At 40.8% G+C, this 21,593-nt stretch carries 26 protein-coding genes; 15 read left to right on the plus strand and 11 right to left on the minus strand.

Annotated features, from left to right (window positions below):
- Positions 1-5: 5 nt before the first annotated feature.
- The gene (locus MHB83_RS11930; protein WP_003211882.1) at positions 6-215 is read right to left on the minus strand and encodes a DNA-directed RNA polymerase subunit epsilon; all 210 of its coding nucleotides are present in this window, start codon (positions 213-215) and stop codon (positions 6-8) included.
- 395 nt (positions 216-610) lie between these two features.
- Here MHB83_RS11930 and MHB83_RS11935 point away from each other — a divergent pair, with 395 nt between their 5' ends.
- The gene (locus MHB83_RS11935; protein WP_342496354.1) at positions 611-1,390 is read left to right on the plus strand and encodes a Cof-type HAD-IIB family hydrolase; all 780 of its coding nucleotides are present in this window, start codon (positions 611-613) and stop codon (positions 1,388-1,390) included.
- Between the two features lie 39 nt (positions 1,391-1,429).
- Here the strand turns inward: MHB83_RS11935 and def are convergent, their stop codons facing one another.
- Both def and MHB83_RS11945 read right to left on the minus strand, forming a co-directional pair.
- The gene (gene def, locus MHB83_RS11940; protein WP_342496355.1) at positions 1,430-1,987 is read right to left on the minus strand and encodes a peptide deformylase; all 558 of its coding nucleotides are present in this window, start codon (positions 1,985-1,987) and stop codon (positions 1,430-1,432) included.
- A gap of 112 nt (positions 1,988-2,099) precedes the next feature.
- On the minus strand, positions 2,100-2,288 hold the full coding sequence (locus MHB83_RS11945) for a YjcZ family sporulation protein (protein ID WP_041816227.1): 189 nt from the start codon (positions 2,286-2,288) through the stop codon (positions 2,100-2,102).
- Positions 2,289-2,522: 234 nt separating this feature from the next.
- Between MHB83_RS11945 and MHB83_RS11950 the strand changes: the two genes are divergently transcribed.
- The 5 genes from MHB83_RS11950 to lpdA all read left to right on the plus strand — a co-directional run bounded on the left by MHB83_RS11950 (position 2,523) and on the right by lpdA (position 8,563).
- On the plus strand, positions 2,523-3,191 hold the full coding sequence (locus MHB83_RS11950; RefSeq protein WP_268458729.1) for a YkyA family protein: 669 nt from the start codon (positions 2,523-2,525) through the stop codon (positions 3,189-3,191).
- 410 nt (positions 3,192-3,601) lie between these two features.
- Positions 3,602-4,717 carry a pyruvate dehydrogenase (acetyl-transferring) E1 component subunit alpha gene (pdhA, locus tag MHB83_RS11955; protein ID WP_003211678.1) on the plus strand — a complete coding sequence of 372 codons (1,116 nt, stop codon included), beginning with the start codon at positions 3,602-3,604 and terminating at the stop codon, positions 4,715-4,717.
- A gap of 3 nt (positions 4,718-4,720) precedes the next feature.
- Complete coding sequence (gene pdhB / locus MHB83_RS11960; RefSeq protein WP_003211433.1) at positions 4,721-5,698, plus strand: pyruvate dehydrogenase complex E1 component subunit beta; 978 nt, start codon at positions 4,721-4,723, stop codon at positions 5,696-5,698.
- A gap of 107 nt (positions 5,699-5,805) precedes the next feature.
- Positions 5,806-7,146 (plus strand): dihydrolipoamide acetyltransferase family protein, encoded by a 1,341-nt coding sequence (locus MHB83_RS11965; protein ID WP_003211261.1) that lies wholly within the window; start codon positions 5,806-5,808, stop codon positions 7,144-7,146.
- Between the two features lie 4 nt (positions 7,147-7,150).
- Positions 7,151-8,563 (plus strand): dihydrolipoyl dehydrogenase, encoded by a 1,413-nt coding sequence (gene lpdA / locus MHB83_RS11970; protein ID WP_003211097.1) that lies wholly within the window; start codon positions 7,151-7,153, stop codon positions 8,561-8,563.
- 118 nt (positions 8,564-8,681) lie between these two features.
- Here the strand turns inward: lpdA and MHB83_RS11975 are convergent, their stop codons facing one another.
- Positions 8,682-9,062, minus strand: coding sequence for a hypothetical protein (locus tag MHB83_RS11975; RefSeq protein WP_223250645.1), 381 nt, complete (start codon positions 9,060-9,062; stop codon positions 8,682-8,684).
- A 316-nt stretch (positions 9,063-9,378) separates the two neighbouring features.
- Here MHB83_RS11975 and MHB83_RS11980 point away from each other — a divergent pair, with 316 nt between their 5' ends.
- A complete protein-coding gene (locus MHB83_RS11980; RefSeq protein WP_003212464.1) occupies positions 9,379-9,498 on the plus strand; it encodes a GapA-binding peptide SR1P in 120 nt (39 codons plus the stop codon).
- 43 nt (positions 9,499-9,541) lie between these two features.
- Here MHB83_RS11980 and MHB83_RS11985 read toward each other — a convergent pair whose 3' ends face one another.
- Complete coding sequence (locus MHB83_RS11985; RefSeq protein ID WP_342496356.1) at positions 9,542-11,014, minus strand: aminotransferase class I/II-fold pyridoxal phosphate-dependent enzyme; 1,473 nt, start codon at positions 11,012-11,014, stop codon at positions 9,542-9,544.
- Positions 11,015-11,204: 190 nt separating this feature from the next.
- Here MHB83_RS11985 and MHB83_RS11990 point away from each other — a divergent pair, with 190 nt between their 5' ends.
- Positions 11,205-11,474, plus strand: coding sequence for a UPF0223 family protein (locus tag MHB83_RS11990; RefSeq protein WP_335365009.1), 270 nt, complete (start codon positions 11,205-11,207; stop codon positions 11,472-11,474).
- Positions 11,475-11,504: 30 nt separating this feature from the next.
- Here the strand turns inward: MHB83_RS11990 and MHB83_RS11995 are convergent, their stop codons facing one another.
- Positions 11,505-12,140: a DUF1054 domain-containing protein gene (locus MHB83_RS11995; protein WP_050945117.1), complete on the minus strand. Its 636-nt coding sequence runs from the start codon at positions 12,138-12,140 to the stop codon at positions 11,505-11,507.
- A gap of 288 nt (positions 12,141-12,428) precedes the next feature.
- Between MHB83_RS11995 and MHB83_RS12000 the strand changes: the two genes are divergently transcribed.
- Both MHB83_RS12000 and MHB83_RS12005 read left to right on the plus strand, forming a co-directional pair.
- Positions 12,429-12,617, plus strand: coding sequence for a hypothetical protein (locus MHB83_RS12000; RefSeq protein ID WP_003211901.1), 189 nt, complete (start codon positions 12,429-12,431; stop codon positions 12,615-12,617).
- A 133-nt stretch (positions 12,618-12,750) separates the two neighbouring features.
- The gene (locus tag MHB83_RS12005; protein ID WP_342496357.1) at positions 12,751-13,557 is read left to right on the plus strand and encodes an inositol monophosphatase family protein; all 807 of its coding nucleotides are present in this window, start codon (positions 12,751-12,753) and stop codon (positions 13,555-13,557) included.
- A 157-nt stretch (positions 13,558-13,714) separates the two neighbouring features.
- Here MHB83_RS12005 and MHB83_RS12010 read toward each other — a convergent pair whose 3' ends face one another.
- Both MHB83_RS12010 and MHB83_RS12015 read right to left on the minus strand, forming a co-directional pair.
- A complete protein-coding gene (locus MHB83_RS12010; RefSeq protein ID WP_044142020.1) occupies positions 13,715-14,350 on the minus strand; it encodes a hypothetical protein in 636 nt (211 codons plus the stop codon).
- A gap of 274 nt (positions 14,351-14,624) precedes the next feature.
- A complete protein-coding gene (locus MHB83_RS12015; protein WP_003211596.1) occupies positions 14,625-14,804 on the minus strand; it encodes a DUF5325 family protein in 180 nt (59 codons plus the stop codon).
- Between the two features lie 114 nt (positions 14,805-14,918).
- Here MHB83_RS12015 and typA point away from each other — a divergent pair, with 114 nt between their 5' ends.
- Together typA and MHB83_RS12025 are read left to right on the plus strand one after the other, a co-directional pair.
- Positions 14,919-16,757 (plus strand): translational GTPase TypA, encoded by a 1,839-nt coding sequence (gene typA, locus MHB83_RS12020; protein WP_003212439.1) that lies wholly within the window; start codon positions 14,919-14,921, stop codon positions 16,755-16,757.
- A 54-nt stretch (positions 16,758-16,811) separates the two neighbouring features.
- Positions 16,812-17,135: a YlaH-like family protein gene (locus tag MHB83_RS12025; protein WP_003210819.1), complete on the plus strand. Its 324-nt coding sequence runs from the start codon at positions 16,812-16,814 to the stop codon at positions 17,133-17,135.
- Positions 17,136-17,166: 31 nt separating this feature from the next.
- On the opposite strand, the gene MHB83_RS12030 is transcribed toward MHB83_RS12025, so the two are convergent.
- Together MHB83_RS12030 and MHB83_RS12035 are read right to left on the minus strand one after the other, a co-directional pair.
- On the minus strand, positions 17,167-17,397 hold the full coding sequence (locus MHB83_RS12030) for a YlaI family protein (RefSeq protein WP_003210787.1): 231 nt from the start codon (positions 17,395-17,397) through the stop codon (positions 17,167-17,169).
- 101 nt (positions 17,398-17,498) lie between these two features.
- Positions 17,499-18,116 carry a YhcN/YlaJ family sporulation lipoprotein gene (locus MHB83_RS12035; RefSeq protein WP_050945115.1) on the minus strand — a complete coding sequence of 206 codons (618 nt, stop codon included), beginning with the start codon at positions 18,114-18,116 and terminating at the stop codon, positions 17,499-17,501.
- Positions 18,117-18,256: 140 nt separating this feature from the next.
- Here MHB83_RS12035 and MHB83_RS12040 point away from each other — a divergent pair, with 140 nt between their 5' ends.
- The gene (locus MHB83_RS12040; protein ID WP_034619937.1) at positions 18,257-19,579 is read left to right on the plus strand and encodes a PhoH family protein; all 1,323 of its coding nucleotides are present in this window, start codon (positions 18,257-18,259) and stop codon (positions 19,577-19,579) included.
- 16 nt (positions 19,580-19,595) lie between these two features.
- Here the strand turns inward: MHB83_RS12040 and MHB83_RS12045 are convergent, their stop codons facing one another.
- Positions 19,596-20,078 (minus strand): hypothetical protein, encoded by a 483-nt coding sequence (locus tag MHB83_RS12045; protein ID WP_050945113.1) that lies wholly within the window; start codon positions 20,076-20,078, stop codon positions 19,596-19,598.
- Positions 20,079-20,197: 119 nt separating this feature from the next.
- Between MHB83_RS12045 and glsA the strand changes: the two genes are divergently transcribed.
- Positions 20,198-21,127: a glutaminase A gene (glsA, locus tag MHB83_RS12050; RefSeq protein ID WP_003211229.1), complete on the plus strand. Its 930-nt coding sequence runs from the start codon at positions 20,198-20,200 to the stop codon at positions 21,125-21,127.
- Between the two features lie 122 nt (positions 21,128-21,249).
- Entirely contained in the window at positions 21,250-21,531 is a 282-nt protein-coding gene (locus tag MHB83_RS12055; RefSeq protein ID WP_003212509.1) for a YlaN family protein, read from the plus strand.
- Positions 21,532-21,593 lie beyond the last annotated feature (62 nt).

Genomic DNA, 21,593 nt, shown 5'->3' on the forward strand with positions numbered 1-21,593 from the left:
TCCTCTCATAGCTCCAATACTTTAAAATTTTCACTTTCTCGTTCATAGTCTAAAAAAGCACCGTCTACAGGCTGAATGAATTCAATGTTGTAGCTATGTTTTTTCAACTTATCACGTACGTCTCTTTCAGAAACTGCTTCAACGTATAGTGAATCTGTGTGTTCTCTTACAGGTACCTCAGTAGTACTTGCCTGAAAAAATACCTTATATATCATCCAAATCTCTCCTTAAATACCGTATGTTACACTCGCTATTTCTATTATATTAAAAAAACGCGCATAAGAAAAGTCTCTGAGAAAAAAGGACCTTCAGCAAATGTGCGGAAGATCCTTTTAAGCGATCGATTTTTTACGAAGCATGTCCTTCCATTGTCTTCTAATTTTCTTGCGCAGACGACGAAGCATCGCAGGTCGCCTCCTTTCGAATTGAAGTGAGATTAGACCTTGTATTCCGTTCTCTCTTTATACTTGTATTATATGACGTTTCCATTGAATGTTACATGGTTATATGTGGGAAATGGGCGTTTTCATAGGAATTGGTTTCGAAAGCAGAAATCTTTCTGTATGATGAAAGGGAGTAGGTATACATAACAAGAGACAGGAGACGGGATATGAATAAAAAAGTCATCTTCTTTGATATCGACGGTACTTTATATGATCATGATAAAAAAATACCTGAATCAACGAAGCGATCGGTTCGTTTATTAAAAGAAAAAGGCCATCATCTCTTCATTGCATCTGGGCGTTCGCCTTTTTTAATTAAGCCTATTTTAGAGGAATTGGGGCTTGACTCCTTTATAGCTTATAACGGTCAGTATGTCATGTATGAGGGAGAAGTCATTTACGGCAATCCGCTTAAACTGGAGCTAATGGAGCAAATTTATGAAACAGCGGATCATCATGATCATCCGCTTGTTTTCATGGGGGAAAAAACGATGAAGGCTTCTGTGCCAAATCACCCGTTTATCCATGAGGGGATTGGGACTTTAAAAACAGAGCATCCTGAACATGATTTATCTTACTTTAAAGAAAACGAGATTTTTCAAATGCTGTTATTCTGTAAGGCAGAAGAGGAAGTCCAATACGAGGCGTTCCGCGAAGAAATTGATCTTGTCAGATGGCACGAGCTGTCAACAGATGTCTTGCCAAAAGGCGGATCAAAGGCTGAAGGCATTAAACGAGTTATCGAAAGACTGCCTTACGAGCAAAAGGATACCGTTGCCTTTGGAGACGGTCTGAACGATCGAGAGATGATTTCGTTTGCTGGTACAGGCGTCGCCATGGGAAATGCTGTGAATGAACTAAAAAATTTGGCTGATTTTGTGACAAAGCCAGTAGATGAAGACGGCATATTCCATGCAGTGACTCATTTAGGCCTGATTGAAGAATAAAAAAAGAAGACCCTTAGGTTATTGGGTCTTCTTTTTATTTTATGATCTGCCGATCGCAACAGAGTTGTCAGGCTCAGCGAATGGCTGATCCTTTTGAATATGATCATAAAACATAATGCCGTTTAAATGGTCGATTTCATGCTGAAACACAATGGCCGGAAACCCTTTTAGGCGAATATCAATGTCTTCTCCTTCAAGCGTTGTACCCTTCACCCTGATCTTTTGATATCGAGGGACAAATCCAGGAATGGCTTCATCAACAGATAAGCAGCCTTCACCAGTCGTTAAATAAGCTCTTTTGACGGAATGACTGACAATGCGCGGGTTGAAAAGGGCATAGCTGTATTCCACTCCATCTTCATCCTCACAGTGAACAGCGATCATTCGTTTACTGACATTAATTTGCGGAGCCGCGAGTCCAACGCCGGGTCTGAGTCCATACTTTTCAGCCATGTCAGCATCCTGACTATTTTTAACGAATTCAATCATGTCAGCTAATTGCTGTTTGTCCTCTTCTGTCGGCGGGAGCTCGACCGCTTCAGCTGTTTGTCTTAAGACGGGATGTCCGTCCCGTACGATATCTTCCATGGTAATCACAAATCTTCACTCCTATTTCCTTTGTATGTAAAGTATATAAAATGATACACAACATATGCAATGAAATAAAGAAGACCGGTCCTATGAGACCGGTCAGAGGCTTAAACAGCCATTAGCAGCAGCCGCCACCGCCGCCTAAGAATGCTGCGCCAACGATGATTAATAGGATGAAAAGGACAACGATTAAAGCGAATGTCCGTCCACCGCCGTATCCGTAGCCACCGCCATAACTTGGGTAACAACAGCCACCGCCATATCCACCACCGTATCCATACCCGTAACCGCCGTATCCACCATACATACTTCCATGACTATAATTAGACATACTTTTGACCTCCTTTGGAAATACACTCGGCCTCTCATAAGTGAAGGCGAAGCGTGTAATATAAACTATGTATGAATGCACTATTTGTATAGTCATGCGCCTATCACTTGAAAAAAATCTTCTTCGGCTCCTCAGAATGACCTCTTTCCTTGTCACAAACGCCTATAAAAATTATAGTTGTATGTGGAGATATAAAGGGGGAACCTTGTGATGAGACAGATAAGAAGAAGCATGAAAGCAGGTGCTGCTTTAGCGGGGATATGTACCCTTTTGCTGGCGGGGTGCGGAGGTCAAAGTCCATTTCATGATATGCAAGATGCGATGACGAAAATGAGCGAAAAAGAGGCATCCTTTGAAAAAGAGCAAGGCGCACTGCAAAGCTATGAGAAAAAAGAGCAGCAGCTCTATAAAAAAATGATTCAAACCACAAAGGATCACACTAAAACAGTGAAAAGCCTTTCTGATCAGGCGTTAGCATCTGCTGCGAAACGAGAAGAACATTTGAAAACAGAAAAAGACAGCATGGATGAATCGAAAAAAGAATTGAAAACGGTCAAGGAATCTGCGGGACGTATACAAGATACGAATTTAAAAGAAGAAGCAGATGAAACGGTCAAATCGCTTGAGAAAAGATATGCGTCGTATGACCAGCTTTACAAGGAATATCAAAAGGCGTTGAAACAAGATCAGCATTTATATCAATCTTTAAAGAAAAAGGACTTAGGATATAAAGAGCTAAAATCCAAGCTGAAGACGGTGAACCGTTCTTATAGCAAAGTCAGAAAAGAAGGTAAAAAGTTCAATCAATATACAAAGCAATTGAATGAGCATAAACAGGCTTTGTCTAAAGTGGCAGATCAAGAGTCCAAAAAGAGCTGAAAAAACAGCTCTTTTTTTATTTTTCGACAAAAACAAACATTTTCTATTGTAGTACAGTAGTACACACTATACTAGTACAGTTCGATGTGTTTGTTAAACAGATTGATACAGCTCACCATAAAAAGTAAAGCGAATACATTTATTTAAATAAAGCCGTTAAATCAATTGACGGACTATTTTTCTTGTTGTAAACTAGTCCTTGTTAACAGAAGTTGTATTAGTTATTTGTGAACTATCGTTAATACAGTTAGAAGAACTCAAAAACGAGCGATCATCTTATGTTTCGACAACGATCCTAGTGGCTATTAAATACAGGAGTCATATGTGTATTTTGGGTTATCCTATATCTGTATGTATAAATGGATTCACGACAAATTGACTGTTAAAAGAAAGGAAGAGGTGACTTTAGAATGGCTGCAAAAACAAAAAAAGCAATTGTTGATAGCAAAAAGCAATTTGATGCCATCAAAAAGCAGTTTGAAACGTTTCAAATTTTAAACGAAAAAGGCGAAGTCGTAAACGAAGCGGCAATGCCAGATCTCTCAGATGACCAATTAAAAGAATTAATGCGCCGTATGGTGTTTACACGAGTATTAGATCAACGTTCAATTTCATTGAACCGTCAAGGACGTCTTGGCTTCTATGCGCCAACAGCTGGACAAGAGGCTTCTCAGCTTGCAACTCACTTTGCACTTGAGAAAGAAGATTTCATTCTTCCAGGATATCGTGATGTACCACAATTAATCTGGCATGGCCTACCATTAACAAAAGCGTTCTTGTTCTCTCGTGGACACTTTGTTGGTAACCAAATGCCTGAAGATTTGAATGCACTTTCACCACAAATCATTATCGGTGCACAAATCATTCAAGCTGCTGGTGTAGCTCTTGGTTTGAAAAAGCGCGGTAAAAATGCTGTTGCAATCACTTACACTGGTGATGGCGGAGCTTCACAAGGTGATTTCTACGAAGGTATTAACTTTGCAGGGGCTTACAAAGCGCCAGCGATTTTTGTTGTCCAAAACAACAGATATGCGATCTCTACTCCTGTTGAGAAGCAATCTGCTGCGCAAACAATTGCACAAAAAGCGGCTGCAGCTGGTATCGTAGGCGTACAAGTTGACGGTATGGATGCATTAGCTGTATATGCAGCAACTGCTGAAGCTCGTGAGCGTGCTGTAAATGGCGAAGGTCCAACATTAATCGAAACTCTTACATTCCGTTACGGCCCACATACAATGGCTGGTGACGATCCAACAAGATATCGTACAAAAGAAGATGAAAACGAGTGGGAGCAAAAAGATCCATTGGTACGCTACCGCAAATTCTTGGAAAACAAAGGCCTATGGTCTGAAGAAGAAGAGAATAAAGTCATCGAAGATGCAAAAGAACAAATCAAACAAGCGATCAAAGAAGCTGACGAACAGCCTAAGCAAAAAGTCACTGACTTGATTGAAAATATGTACGATGTGAAACCATTCAACTTAGTTGAACAGCTTGAAATTTACAAACAGAAGGAGTCGAAGTAAGCCATGGCGCAAATGACAATGATTCAAGCGATCACTGATGCGTTACGCACAGAACTGAAAAATGACGAAAACGTTCTCGTTTTCGGAGAAGACGTTGGTAAAAACGGCGGCGTATTCCGTGCGACTGAAGGATTGCAAAAAGAGTTTGGTGAGGATCGTGTATTCGATACACCACTTGCTGAATCTGGTATTGGCGGTCTTGCAATTGGCCTTGGACTACAAGAATTCCGCCCAGTAATGGAAATTCAATTCTTCGGATTCGTTTACGAAGTATTAGATTCTGTTTCTGGACAAATGGCTCGTATGCGTTACCGTTCTGGCGGACGCTGGCATTCTCCAGTGACAATCCGTTCTCCATTCGGCGGGGGAGTTCACACACCTGAGCTTCACGCTGATAGCTTAGAAGGTCTTATCGCACAACAGCCTGGTATCAAGGTGGTCATTCCTTCAACACCTTACGATGCAAAAGGACTATTAATTTCTGCAATCCGCGACAATGATCCGGTTGTATTCCTTGAGCATATGAAACTTTATCGCTCTTTCCGTCAGGAAGTTCCTGAAGAAGAGTACACAATTGAAATCGGTAAAGCTGACGTGAAACGTGAAGGTTCTGACCTTTCAATCATCACTTACGGTGCAATGGTTCACGAATCACTTAAAGCTGCTGAAGAACTTGAAAAAGAAGGCGTTTCTGCTGAAGTGATCGACCTTCGTACAGTAAGCCCGCTTGATATTGAAACAATCATCGCTTCTGTTGAAAAAACAGGTCGTGCGATCGTTGTTCAAGAAGCACAAAAACAAGCTGGTATTGCTGCAAACGTAGTAGCTGAAATCAATGACAGAGCAATCCTTAGCCTAGAAGCACCAGTACTTCGTGTAGCTGCACCTGATACTGTATTTGCTTTCTCTCAAGCTGAGACCGTATGGCTTCCAAACCATAAAGATGTGCTTGAAACAGCTAAGAAAGTTCTTGAATTTTAATTAAATGACTGAGGGGAAAAGAATTTATTTCTCTTCCCCTTTATCAATTACAAGACCGTGTAAACATACACAACAAGGATTCAACAAAATCTAGGAGGCGAAAAACAGTGGCATTTGAATTTAAACTTCCGGACATCGGAGAAGGTATCCACGAAGGTGAGATCGTTAAGTGGTTTGTAAAACCAAACGACGAAATTAATGAAGATGACGTTTTAGCAGAGGTACAAAACGATAAAGCAGTTGTAGAAATTCCTTCACCTGTTAAAGGAAAAGTATTAGAATTAAAAGTTGAAGAGGGAACAGTTGCAACTGTAGGACAAACAATCATTACGTTTGATGCACCTGGTTACGAAAATCTTCAATTTAAAGGCAGCGAAGAAGAAGGCGAAGCAAAAACTGAAGCTCAAGTACAAGGTACTGCTGAAGCTGGTAACGAGCCGGAGAAGAAAGAAGTGGCACAAGAAGAAGCGGCAGCAGCAACTGGTGCAGGCGCACAAGAGCAAGTAGATGCTGATCCAAACAAACGCGTTATCGCTATGCCATCTGTACGTAAATATGCTCGCGAAAAAGGCATTGAAATTTACAAAGTTGCAGGTTCTGGTAAAAACGGACGTGTGTTAAAAGAAGATATCGACAGCTTCGTTAATGGTGGTTCTGCAGCTCAAGAAGCAGCGCCTCAAGCAGCTGAAAGTGCGAAAGAAGAAGCAGCTCCTAAAGCGGCAGCAGCTCCAGTTCTTGAAGGGGAATTCCCAGAAACTCGCGAGAAAATGAGCGGAATCCGCAAAGCAATCGCGAAAGCAATGGTAAACTCTAAGCATACAGCTCCTCACGTAACATTAATGGATGAAGTTGATGTAACGAACCTTGTTGCACATCGTAAACAATTCAAACAAGTTGCAGCTGATCAAGGAATCAAGTTAACTTACTTGCCTTACGTTGTAAAAGCTCTTACTTCTGCTTTGAAAAAGTACCCAGTACTTAACACTTCTATCGATGATAAAACAGATGAAGTTGTTCAAAAGCATTACTACAACATCGGAATTGCAGCTGATACTGAAAAAGGCCTGCTCGTTCCAGTTGTGAAAAATGCAGATCGCAAAGCTATTTTTGAAGTGTCTAACGAAATCAACGAGCTTGCAACAAAAGCACGTGATGGTAAATTGGCTCCAGCTGAAATGAAAGGTGCATCTTGCACAATCACAAACATCGGTTCTGCTGGTGGACAATGGTTTACTCCAGTCATCAACCACCCAGAAGTAGCGATCCTTGGTATTGGCCGTATCGCTGAAAAAGCGGTTGTTCGTGATGGCGAAATCGTTGCAGCTCCAGTCTTAGCTCTTTCCCTAAGCTTTGACCACCGTATGATCGACGGAGCTACTGCGCAAAATGCCCTTAACCACATCAAGCGTTTATTGAATGATCCACAATTAATTTTAATGGAGGCGTAATGTCATGGTAGTAGGAGATTTCCCAATCGAAACAGATACTCTTGTCATCGGTGCAGGTCCTGGCGGATATGTAGCTGCTATTCGTGCTGCACAGCTTGGACAAAAAGTAACAATCGTTGAAAAAGGAACACTTGGCGGTGTATGTCTAAACGTTGGTTGTATTCCTTCAAAAGCATTAATCAATGCTGGCCATCGTTTCGAAAATGCTAAGCATTCTGAAGACATGGGTATCAAAGCTGAAAACGTAACAGTTGATTTCACAAAAGTTCAAGAGTGGAAAGCTTCTGTTGTAAACAAATTAACAGGTGGAGTTCAAGGTCTTCTTAAAGGAAATAAAGTAGACATCGTTAAAGGTGAAGCTTATTTCGTAGACAGCAACTCTGTACGTGTAATGGATGAAAATTCAGCACAGACGTACACTTTCAAAAATGCAATTCTTGCTACTGGATCTCGTCCAATTGAATTGCCTACTTTTAAATACACAGACCGCGTGATCAACTCAACCGGTGCTTTAGCGCTTAAAGAAGTACCTAAGAAGTTAGTTGTTATCGGTGGTGGATATATCGGTACTGAGCTTGGTACTGCTTATGCAAACTTTGGAACAGAAGTTGTCATCCTTGAAGGTGGAGACGAAATCCTTCCAGGTTTCGAAAAGCAAATGAGCTCATTGGTTAAACGTAACCTGAAGAAAAAAGGAAACGTTGAAATCCATACAAACGCTCTTGCAAAAGGCGTTGAAGAAAAATCTGATGGTGTCACTGTTACTTTCGAAGTAAAAGGTGAAGAAAAAACAGTTGATGCTGATTACGTACTTGTTACTGTTGGTCGTCGTCCAAACACAGATGAGCTTGGTCTTGAGCAAGTTGGTGTTGAATTGACTGACCGCGGAGTTGTCAAAACAGACAAACAATGCCGTACAAGCGTATCTAACATCTATGCAATTGGTGACATCGTTGATGGACCACCACTTGCACACAAAGCTTCTTACGAAGGTAAAATTGCAGCTGAAGCAATCGCTGGAGAGCCAGCTGAAATTGATTACCTTGGTATTCCTGCTGTTGTATTCTCTGAGCCAGAACTTGCAACTGTTGGATACACTGAAGCAGAAGCAAAAGAAGAAGGAATCGACATCGTTGCAGCGAAATTCCCATTCGCAGCAAACGGACGTGCACTTTCTCTTGACGCAACTGATGGCTTCATGAAAATGATCACTCGTAAAGAGGATGGTCTTGTGATTGGTGCACAAATCGCAGGTGTTGGCGCTTCTGATATGATTTCAGAGCTTAGCCTTGCAATCGAAGCTGGAGTGACTGCTGAAGATATCGCAATGACAATTCACGCTCACCCAACTTTAGGTGAAATTACAATGGAAACGGCTGAAGTAGCAATTGGAAGCCCAATCCATATCGTAAAATAATGAACTTATTAAAACCCTCTCCATCAAGGAGAGGGTTTTTTTGAGCGCTGCATGAGAAAAACCCCTCATTTCATGAGGGGCTTTTTCATATGGATTATATAAGTGCAAGGTGAGACCATTAATTTGTATTCACGCGGTCTAAAGCGTGGCATAAGGGCGATAAAATATCCTCTTTGCTGCTGACATTTCCTTCAACCTTCACTATGACTTTTTCATTATTTACAAGTAAAATAGCCGGCAATTCGTCTACTTCATTTTTCCAGCCTTTACGATCTTCTTTCACAATCATCTTTGACATTTCCTTCGGGTATTCATTCTTTAAATCGAGGACTGCATCATAATAAGGACTTTCTTTATCAAGATTTTCTGCATCTGTAAAAAAGAGAATTCTTGGTTTTTGAATATGACTGACTTGGTCTGTCTGATTCGGTATGATATACGCAAATGAGCATGAACTAAGTACAAAGAGCATGGGGAATATAATGAGAAGTGTCCTCATAAAATTCAATCTATTCACCTCAAAATCCTTTGGGGTTGTCCCAACATTTTTAGGAGCTGGTTACCTGTTAGTCACTCTAGTGTATCATGTCCTTTTTGACAATTTTCGATTGTTACTCAATTGTTACAGAATTGATATGAAGCAAAATACAATTGAAACGTTCCCTCAATATGATGAGAAAATAGCACATATTCATAAAAAATAATTAAATGTGTCATACAATTAACCGTTGACAACTTAAATGTGACATCATATTATAGAAGTATGAAATAGATTAAACGCTTTCAAATATTGAATGAAGAAAAGGGGAATGTACGTGGGTACAATTATTTGTCAAGATTGCAATGAGACCATTGATCAATTTGAAAATGAAAAAGTGACAACACTATACGGAACGTGTGGTCACTGTCATTGCTGTGATGAAGCCTCTGAATAAATAAAAAAGCATGCAGCTCCATTTGGGGCTGCATGTTTCTTTTTTATAAAATTGGTTTCTGTTCTTTAATGACACGGATCATCTCTAGCGTTGAATCTTCTGGTCCTTGGACAGGGAGACCAATTTCAATGTTTTTAAAGATATAGGAGATATTTTCTTCTGTGATAATCTCTCCTGGTATAAAAATAGGTATGCCTGGCGGGTACACCATAACAAACTCTGCGATGATGCGACCCGCTGCTTCTTTAAACGGAACCACTTCTGTTGTGGCGTAAAAGGCATCACGCGGCGTCATGGCAAGCGATGGAATCTCAGGAAGCAGGACTTCAGTTACCGCTTGTGTGCCGCTCTCACTTGTAGAGGTTGCGGCAATGTCTTTCATAGCCATTATAAGCGTATCGATTGTTTCATCAGAATCACCAGGGGTCACAATACATAAAATGTTGTAAAGGTCAGAAAGCTCCACTTCAATCCGGTAGCTTTCTCTCAACCATTTTTCGACATCATGGCCATTGAGGCCAAGGTCTTTAATTGAAATAATTAATTTCGTTGGATCATAATCATACGTAGAAGCTGAACTGAGTATTTCCTTGCCAATACACGTAATGCCATCAATTTGATTCAAACGGTTTCTCGCTGATTCAGCTAAACGGATGGCTTCATCTGCTAGTGCCTTTCCTTCAGTGGCTAATCGCTTTCGAGCGACATCAAGTGACGCCAAGAGCAAATAAGAAGTAGACGTTGTTGTCAGCATGCTTAAAATCGATTGCACGCGATCTTTTGAGATAAGCCCTTCCTTCATATTTAAAATAGAGCTTTGGGTCAGGGAACCGCCGAGTTTGTGGACACTTGTTGCTGCCATGTCGGCACCTGCCTGCATGGCAGATAGCGGGAGCTTATCGTGAAAATGAATATGCACGCCGTGTGCTTCATCGACAAGGACAGGCACATGAAATGAATGGGCAATGTCTACAATCGATTTTAAGTCTGCTGAAACGCCAAAATAAGTCGGATTAATCACAAGCAGACCTTTTGCATCTGGGTGCTCCGTGAGTGCCTTTTTCGCTGATTCTGGTGTAATGCCGTGAGAGATGCCAAGCTCTTTGTCTATTTCTGGGTGAATAAAAACAGGAACTGCGCCAGAAAATACAATCGCGGACATAATCGATTTATGGACGTTACGCGGAACGATGATTTTATCTCCAGGTCCGCATACGGTCATCACCATTGTCATGATGGCGCCGCTTGTTCCTTGGATACAGAAAAACGTATGGTCAGCACCGAAGGCTTCAGCAGCTAGATCTTGTGCTTCTTTTATTATTCCTCGAGGTGAGTGTAAATCATCAAGAGGTTCTATATTAATGAGATCAATGCTTAATGCATTGTCGCCAATGAATGCTCTAAATTCAGGGTCCATTCCGGCTCCTTTTTTATGGCCAGGAATGTGAAATTGAACTGGATTGGTTGCTGCGTGTTTTTTTAGTCCAGTGTATAAGGGTGTATCATGTTGTGACAATTGCTTTCCCACCTTCATCGAAATACCTGCTATTATTGTGCCAATAACGACAGATTTCATTGCATAAAACAAAAGAATTATATTATGAACTGATCGGAATGTAAAGCATAAAATCAATCGGTTTCTGATCGAACAGATGCTATAATAAAAGTTCAAATAAGAAATGAGTGTTAAAGTGAGGGACAAGTAAATGGAATATCAATATCCAATGGACGTCGACTGGACGACAGAGGAAAAGATTGCGGTTATTTCGTTTTTTCAAGCTGTTGAAAAAGCCTATGAAAAAGGAATAGCGAAGCAGGAGTTATTAGATACTTATAAACGCTTTAAAGAGATTGTGCCATCAAAAGCAGAAGAAAAGGCGCATTGTGCAGCGTTTGAAAAGGAAAGCGGGTATTCTCCTTATCGTACAGTGAAAACGGCAAGAGAAGCAGAAGAGTCCGCCATTATACGTATGTAAGAAAAAACGAGCCTAGGTGGGCTCGTTTTTTTATACAGATTGTTTTTGTGTAAAGCGGTATAGATAAGTTAACGTGCGGAAGGCATCTTCGATTTTTGATAAAAATTCTTCATTATTCATTTGAACGACTTCTTCTCTAGGCAGCTGAATGCCGCAAAGGAGCTCGGCTTTTTTCACCGTTTGCACACGTTCAAACAGCGTTTTCAGCTGTTCTGCATCGAGCTCGCTGTGACGCATGACATCTGGTTTCATATGATCTTTAGACCAAACAAAATCTTGCGGTATTTTCTTCTGAATGGTGTCTAGTTCTTTTTCAAATAGCTGACCATATTCGCCTTTCACAGGAGATTCATAAATGAGAGCAAACCATACAAAGACATGTGTTTTCCAAAGCCCAATTTGAAAATGAGGGAGTTTTTTATACCCACGCTTGCTGTTTGCAAAAGCAACCCACGTATCATTTGGCGGATTGACTGATCTTCTAGCATGCTTTGCGACGTGTACAAACATTTCGTCACCTGTAATAGAAGAAAGAAGTGGTGCAAAGTGTTCTCCAAGTGCTTCAAGCTTTGGACGGACTCTTTCTTTTAATACGGTCATTCGTTCATCTAAACCGTCAACTGTAAATGTCTCAAAATCTTCATCTCTAAAACGCATTTCACTCATAGTATGCCTCCTGTATTCTTTCGCTGATCATATTTTATCATAGCTTGGGTTAAGCTCAAAAAAAGATGCACCGTCATGTCAAAGATTGTAGAGGAAGTAGGGCAGCGTTTAAAAACAACGATTTTGTGGTACATAACAAATAGGTAAAAACACAATTTTCAGAATGTCGTTGCGGTTATGCGATCGCTTCATACGATATAAGCAAGAACCAATTCTCTTATCGATTGAATTTTTTATCAATGAAAACTGACAAGGAATGAATCATTCTCTGGAAGGGGCGTTGACCAAATGAAGCAAATCGTGAAGCAGGGGTATAGACAGGAGAAGAAGAATCGCATCGCTGTGTGGAGATTAGAGGTGGACTATGAGCTTTCTACGCTTCATGAAGCCATCGAGCAAAAAGATGACATCCAAATCGAACGCAGCAAACGAAAGCTTGAGCGCCTAAGAAAAGAATGGGAGCAGCTTAAAGGGTAAAACAAGGTGAGGTAAAAACGAACCAATTCATCGGTTCGTTTTTGTATGAAGCTGCTTTTTTCTTGCTTTTACGCACATAATATCAGTATGCTATTACAAATAGGTATTACATAGAAAAGAGGTTTACAGTCTGATGACAAACTGGGTGGAAATTGACCGTCTTGCAAAGCTTTGGGTAAAAGAAGCAGGAAGCCGTATTAAAGCGTCCATGCAGGAAGGTCTATCAATTGAAACAAAATCAAATCCAAATGATCTTGTCACAAATATCGATAAAGAAACAGAACGTTTTTTCATTGAAAAGATACAATCGACATTTTCAGATCATCATATTTTAGGGGAAGAGGGACAAGGGGAAGAAGTGACCTCACTGGATGGAGTCGTGTGGATCATTGATCCAATCGATGGCACAATGAACTTTGTCCATCAAAAACGCAACTTTGCCATTTCAATCGGGATATTTGAAAATGGCATTGGGAAAATCGGTCTCATTTATGACGTCATTCATGACGAGCTTTACCATGCGATCAAAGGAGAAGGGGCTTATATGAATGATACCCTGCTTCCTCCATTAAAAGATGTAGCGATTGAAAAAGCCATTGTTGGCATTAACCCGACCTGGGCGATCGAAAGCCCTTATTTTGATGCTAAACCGTTTGCCCGTCTTGTGCGTGATGTGAGAGGGACGAGAACGATTGGATCAGCTGCACTTGAGCTCGCTTATATCGCAAGCGGCAGAAGTGACGCATACGTCACGTTAAGGCTTGCGCCGTGGGATTATGCAGCGGGCTGCGTACTGCTTGATGAAGTAGGGGCAGTCTACTCAAATATACACGGAGAACACCTAACGTTTCTAGACAAAAACAGTATCGTCGCCGGAAATCGATCCGTTTGTGAAAAAATCTTGCACGATTACATAAAAGGCAGTGAAAATAAAAAATAAACCAAATCACTTCATTCTCATGAAGTGATTTGGTTTATTTGATGAAACTTTTTAATGAACCACAACTGGCTATCGATATGAAAAAGCCAGATGATCATTCTTTATTGGCTGAAATAAAAAACCCCCATCTGGGCGATCCAGGTGGGGGTTTTCGAGCTTAGCTTAATTTTTCTTTAGCAATTTGAATGGCATCATAGACCGATTTTAATTGCTCTTGAGGAATTTTCTTCAGCATTTGGTTAAAAACAAGTAATTCAGTAGAGCTGAATCCAATACCTTTTGCGATTTTTGAATCAATGACAACATTACCTTTTTTGTCTAGAACAAGTGCATCACCAGCAAGGTCAGCAATTCTGATCACTGATTTCAACAGTTTTTCAAATTTAGCTGCTTCTTCTTTTGTAAGACCAAGTTCAACAGCTTTCGCTGCATCAAAAACCAATTTTCCTTTTTCGTTTTTAGTGATGCTTTCACTGAAAACGATTGTCAGAACAGCTGCGCGATCTAAGAATTTCTCAGCAGTCGCCGCTTCTTCTTCAGTTAGTCCGAGCTCAACAGCTTTTTTCACATCAAATGTGTAGTTGTTGTCTTCCTCAACAAATGAGTTGATGAGAATGTTGATGACACGCTCGTTTTTCTCCAATAATTCTTTAATGACTTGCTGCTGCTCGAAAGGAATCCCTTTGAAAGTTGCAGCGCTTGCTTGCCCAGGAGCTACTGTTGTGAAAGTAAGAATAATAGCTAAAGCGAAAAATACAACAGAGCTGAGCGATTTGCTCAAAATCTTCTTCATGCTTCTTTTCTCTCCCTTTTCTGTTAAATTTTGTTGCAAGAACAGCATACCATGAGAAAGTTTGTGGAAGAATAGGAAAATTGTAACTTTCTGTTTGATTTTGGAGAACTATAAACGTTATTGTCGAAAAATGGAGAGGTTCAGATGGCTTACTTTTGCCAAGCCTAAATGATATGTTCTGTCTTTATACACGACCTTTCATAGGTGGTTGGTCTTGTTTTTACCCAAAATAAAAGCCTTCTACATATAGAATGTAAAAGGCTTTTGAGAAATTTTATGATTGCACGTTTAATTTTCTTTTTAATGTAAATCCTGTACCCATGAAAATCATGGCAAACACAATACTTAGACAAATACCCAGCACGTTTTTTTCTGCAAGAGTTACCCCAATAAACGCCATACTGACAACCGCAAGTAATGCACATAATAATAGAAGCCATTTGATTTGTTTCATTTGTCTCCATCCCTTTTTTTTAGAGTTAATATAAGTTTACAGAAAAACGATCGGCATTTAAAGGGGATTGTGATATAATATGAAAGTTATCTAATTATTTTAGGAGATGAAAATGTGAAACTTCGAAAAGATCTTCGCAACATCGCAATTATTGCCCACGTTGACCATGGTAAAACGACGCTTGTTGACCAATTGCTCCATCAAGCTGGTACTTTCCGTGCGAATGAAAATATCGCTGAGAGAGCCATGGATTCAAATGATTTAGAGCGAGAGCGCGGTATTACGATTTTAGCTAAAAATACTGCGATCCATTATAAAGATACACGCATTAATATTTTAGATACACCAGGACACGCCGATTTCGGTGGTGAGGTTGAGCGTATCATGAAAATGGTAGATGGTGTACTTCTCGTTGTGGATGCTTATGAAGGCTGTATGCCTCAAACACGCTTTGTGCTGAAAAAAGCACTTGAGCAAAACTTAACACCAATCGTTGTTGTCAACAAAATTGACCGCGACTTTGCTCGTCCGGCTGAAGTAGTCGATGAAGTAATCGACTTGTTCATTGAATTGGATGCAACAGAAGAACAGCTTGAATTCCCAGTTGTCTATGCATCAGCAATCAATGGTACAGCAAGTAACGATGCGAGCAAGCAAGATGAAAACATGGAATCTTTGTTTGAAGCCATTGTTAACCATATCCCTTGCCCAGTTGATAACCATGAAGAGCCGCTTCAATTCCAAGTGGCACTACTTGATTACAATGATTATGTTGGAAGAATTGGGATCGGCCGTGTATTCAGAGGAACAATGCAAGTAGGACAGCAAGTAGCCTTAATGAAAGTTGACGGCAGTGTGAAACAATTCCGTGTGACGAAGATTTTTGGTTTCCAAGGGTTAAAACGAGTGGAAATCAACGAAGCGAAAGCAGGAGATCTTGTTGCTGTTTCTGGAATGGAAGACATCAACGTAGGTGAAACGGTTTGTCCAGTTGAACACCAAGAGGCTTTGCCAATCCTTCGTATTGATGAGCCGACACTTCAAATGACGTTTGTTGTTAACAACAGCCCATTTGCAGGCCGTGAAGGGAAATACGTAACATCACGTAAAATCGAAGAGCGCTTAGAGCAGCAGCTTCAAACAGACGTCAGTCTTCGTGTAGATCCAACTGCTTCACCTGATGCGTGGGTTGTATCTGGACGCGGAGAGCTTCACTTATCCATTCTTATTGAGAATATGAGACGTGAAGGATTTGAATTACAAGTATCGAAGCCAGAAGTTATTGTAAAAGAAGTTGACGGTGTTCGATGTGAGCCTGTTGAACGCGTTCAAATTGATGTACCAGAAGAGCACACTGGCTCTATCATGGAATCAATGGGCGCACGAAAAGGTGAAATGATTGACATGATCAATAATGGTAATGGTCAAGTTCGCCTGATCTTTACAGTGCCTTCACGTGGTTTAATCGGATATACAACTGAATTTCTTTCATTAACTCGTGGTTTTGGTATTTTGAACCATACGTTTGACAGCTACCAGCCAATGCAGTCTGGTCAAGTCGGCGGACGCCGTCAAGGAGTTCTTGTTTCAATGGAAACAGGTAAAGCGACTGCTTACGGAATCCAAGGCGTTGAAGAGCGCGGTGTGATCTTCGTTGAGCCGGGTGTTGAAGTATACCAAGGAATGATTGTTGGTGAGCATAACCGTGAGAACGATCTTGTTGTCAACGTAAGCCGTATGAAACAACAAACAAACGTGCGTTCAGCGACGAAAGATCAAACGGTGAGCATGAAAAAACCACGTATTATGTCACTTGAGGAATCTCTTGAGTACTTGAATGAGGACGAATACTGTGAGGTTACACCTGAATCAATTCGTTTAAGAAAGAAAATTTTAGATAAAAACGAACGTGAGAAATCAGCGAAGAAGAAAAAGCTAGCAGGATTATCTTAATTCCATGAAGAATTAAAGAGATAGAACCCTGAAAGATAAGGGGAGGGAATCTTTTTGAATGATCAGGAAGTAAGTGAAAATCTATCCTTTTTCGCGATGCTGTTTCGTGTCGATGAAAATCCGCAAACAGGGATGTGGCTCCTATATGGCACCATCCTTGTTTTAGCGATTATTGTTTTTAAGCTCGGCTTTGCTAGACGTTTACCGATTTTAAAAGCGCTCGTGATTTACTTGTTTTTGATTTTTGGCTGCACGTTTCTCACATTTCTAGGAATCTTCCTGCCAGTAGCGGAAGGCCTAGTTGTGGCAGCTGCCATTTTGATTATTTATAAAATACGGCTGCATCGTGCGAAAAAAGAAGGAACAGTGAATACGTAAAAAAAGACCTGAACATGTGTCAGGTCTTTTTTTATGTCTTTTGTTCTTTTTTTCCTTTTTTCTTCTTTTTCTCTTTCGTCGCAGGATCTTGATAAAGAGAGAATCTGCCAGTCTTGATGCGTGCTTCTGTCTTTACTTTAATACGTTCCTGACAGTCATCGCACATATATGTATGAATCGGTCGATTTCTTAACCGCTTAGCAACGAGTGTATCATCATCAATGGTTTCAAGCTTCTCACATATTGAGCACTTCACTCTCATCCTTTTCACCTCACTTATTGCATTTATTATAGCATGTTTTCCAGCTACTTAAAATCAGCGTAGAAAACGGCTTATATCACAGGAGATATAAGCCGTTCTCTTTATTTCTTCTGATTCATATGATGGTTTGATTGATCGTTTTGATGTTCGTCTAACTGCTTTTGATCATTTTGTTTGAGCTGATCATTCGGCTCATTTGTCGGATCTGTTTCGTGGCGATCAATTTCATTTCTCGGCATCTCTGGCATCACGCGGCCGACAATGGCGGCTAGTTCATCCATTATCCCACTGACAGGACGGCCTGCTTGTATTTCTTTGCCCATTTCTTTTAACCGGCTGACTGTATCCGGATCAGCGACCACAACAGCATTCGCACCTTCTGGATCATTTTTCAGTGCTTTTGCAACTGAATATTTAATGTTTTCTACTTTGCTTCTATCTAAATCATCTTTTACATCAATACCAACAACAGCATAGCGGCCGATGACGATCGCCGTTGCATCATTGACATCTGCTACGTGCTCTGTCACTTTGACAAGATGCTGCGCAACATCTGTAGATGACCGGGCTTGATTGGTCTTTTTCTTCGTTGAGTCTGACACCCGTACTACGTGCTGGCGTCCATCTTGCTTGTCTAGTGCCTCTGGCTTTTCCTGCTGCTGACAAGCGCCCAACAGAATGATGGCTTGAATCATGAATAATGTCAAAAATAGTCGCATCTGTATTCCCTCCTTCACAAACTGCATGATTTATTTTATTGTTGAATTAACCTTCTAACTTTATTCATGAAAACATATATTTTAACAATCGTTTTGGGAAAGACAAGGATGAATGAAACCCCGATCAGGAGGCGAAGGACCTGAGTAAAATTTATGTATTAGATACAAATGTGTTATTACAGGATCCGAATTCAATCTTTTCATTTGAAGACAACGAGGTCGTCATACCAGCCGTTGTGTTAGAAGAAGTAGACTCAAAAAAGAGATATATGGACGAGGTTGGACAAAATGCCCGGCGCGTCTCACGCCTAATCGACGGTTTAAGATCGAAAGGGAAACTGCATGAAAAAATTACACTAGAGTCAAAAGGGACGCTACGCATTGAACTGAATCACCGCTCTTTTCATGAGCTTCAAGAAATTTTTATTGAAAAAACGAACGATAATCGAATTTTGGCAGTCGCGAAAAATTTAAGCTTAGAGGAAGAAACAAAGCCTCATGGCAGGCCTGTTATTTTGGTCAGCAAGGATGTGTTAGTGCGGGTAAAGGCGGATGCTATAGGGCTTCAAGCAGAAGACTTCTTAAGTGACCGTGTTTTGCAAAATGAGGACATCGATAATGGCTATCATGAGCTCTACATTCCGACTGAGCAATTGAATACATTTTATAAGCAAAATCAATTACCAATAAAAGAGGTCACAAGCGCACCATTCAACCCTCATCAATTTGTCATCATGAAGGGAAATGAAGGTGGTTCTGCTTTAGGAATGCTTGATCAAAAGGCAGAGCATGTAAAACGTCTCGTTTATGATCAAGAGCATATTTGGGGAATCCGTCCAAAGAATGTCCAGCAGACGATGGCACTCGAGCTGCTTTTGCGCCGTGACATTCCGCTCGTGACACTGATTGGAAAAGCGGGGACTGGTAAAACATTGCTTGCACTTGCTGCCGGATTAATGCAGACAGAGGACCTCGGTATGTTTAAAAAGTTGATCGTGGCGCGCTCCATCGTGCCTGTCGGGAAAGATATAGGATATTTGCCTGGAGAAAAGGAAGAAAAGCTCAGACCATGGATGCAGCCGATCTATGACAACCTAGAGTTTTTATTTAATACAAAAAAGCCGGGCGAGCTTGATGCGATTTTGGCGGGAATTGGATCTATTCAAGTCGAAGCATTGACGTATATTCGGGGAAGAAGTATACCTGATCAATTTATTATCATTGATGAGGCGCAGAATTTAACAAAGCACGAGGTGAAAACATTATTAACGCGAGTCGGAGAGGGAAGTAAAATTGTGCTCATGGGAGATCCAGAGCAGATTGATCACCCTTATTTAGACAGCTTAAATAATGGGCTTACGTATGTGATCGAGCGGTTCAAAGGGCAGCAAATATCTGGACATGTCAAGCTTGTCAAAGGAGAAAGGTCTGGACTTGCACAGCTTGCCGCTGATTTGCTATAGTCCAGACCCTCTGTTCTTATGTAATGATCAGCTCTTTGACACCTTTTATCGGCTGAGTGAGGTTGGACTGATCCGCGAAATAGACGTGGATGGGTCCTTCTTCTGTGATTGGCTTACCATGTTGGCTGAAATGAGCAATGCTTTCCATTGCCTGAGAAAGCGGCACAGCAATTGTACCTGTCTCTGTGACAAATTCGCATGTATCCGCATGTTCAAGCGGCTCAGCATTTTTTAGCATATCGCCAAGCTTCATCCCGAAGCTGCCTGTGACGAGTCTTTCCTTTTCGTACTTCTTCTCTGTTTTTAACGTAGGTGGAAGAGTTTGACCTTCTCTTATAACTCGCTCTTGGTCAAGCTCCTGGTCTAGCTGTTTCTCTTCACTTGCTGCATTTTTTTCAAAGAATGAATCCATTAAAAATTTGCGGTCATCAAAAATCCATACACTTGGATCAATGGTGATCTTGTACTGTACGTTCCCCTTGATTTGAATGATACTCATGTTCAAGACAACCCCTTTCCAACATAAATTATAGAAGTTTTCTCCCGCTTTGTCACTTTCATAAACATGCTGCACCTTGTACACACTAATCATACATGAAAGATAGGGAGTGTATGAGCATGGCATGTCGCGACAATGAAGAGCTTCAGCGATTTGTAGAAGAAGCAAAAAAAGTGGCCAAAGATGGTCAAGTAGCATCCTATATTCCCGCTCTCGGCAAAGCGGATCAGACGGATTTATCTGTGGCAGTGTATCATGTGAGTAATACGTGCCACTCAGCTGGAGATGTAGATAAACGATTTACGCTTCAAAGCATTTCAAAAGTATTAGCACTGGCGCTTGTGCTCTCAGAAGAAGGGCCAAAAAAAGTCTTTCAATTTGTTGGACAAGAACCAACAGGTGACCCGTTTAATTCAATGATCAAACTGGAAACAGCGAGTCCGAATAAACCGCTGAATCCAATGATTAATGCAGGGGCGCTCGCAGTCACGAGTTTAATCAGAGGAGCGACTCCGCAAGATCAGCTGGGCCGGTTGCTCAGCTTCATTAGAGAGCTTGCAAATGACAAAAGCATTACATACTGCAAGGAAACAGCAGCCTCCGAATTTGAGACATCGATGATTAACCGGGCAATGTGCTATTATATGAAGCAATATCATATTATTAGAGGGAACGTAGAGGAAGTCATGGACGTCTATACGAAACAATGTGCCATCATGATGAACAGCTTGGATTTGGCGAAAATTGCTTGTGTTTTTTCATTAGACGGCAGACATCCAGAAACGGGGAAGCAAATTCTTTCAAAAGATGTCGCTAGAATTTGTAAAACCTTTATGGTGACGTGCGGCATGTACAATGCGAGCGGAGAATTTGCCATTAACATCGGAATTCCTGCAAAAAGCGGTGTCTCAGGCGGGATTATGGGAGCTGCACCATATGATTTTGGAATCGGTATCTTCGGTCCGGCTTTGGATGAAAAAGGGAATAGTATTGCTGGGATTAAGCTGCTTGAGCTGATGAGTGAAAAATACGAGATGAGTATCTTTTAATGAAGGAAGGCTTCTTTTTATTTTTACAAAGCGAACTGTACAAATCTGCTTGCAATTTTGGGCGTTTCGCTTTATGATAAATAGAAGAATTAGGTACTCGCCTGGGGAACGGAGGGATACTTTTGGCGTCAGAAATTTTAGTCGATCATCGGCAAAAAGCACTGGCTTTATTAAAATTGGATGCAGATAAAATTTTAAAATTGATCCAAGTGCAAATGGACAACTTAACGATGCCGCAATGTCCTCTTTATGAAGAGGTTTTAGATACTCAAATGTTCGGATTATCGAGAGAAATTGATTTTGCTGTCCGGCTTGGATTAGTTGATCAACATGAAGGTAAGAAACTACTCGATAAACTTGAGAGAGAGCTTTCCGCACTTCATGATGCGTTCACAAAAAAATAATGATTGAAAACTCAAACTTCCTTAATATAAGTTTGAGTTTTTTTGTCCTCTATTTTCTTTTC

This window comes from Bacillus sp. FSL K6-3149 (assembly GCF_038630515.1).
GTDB classification, from domain to species: domain Bacteria; phylum Bacillota; class Bacilli; order Bacillales; family Bacillaceae; genus Bacillus; species Bacillus pumilus.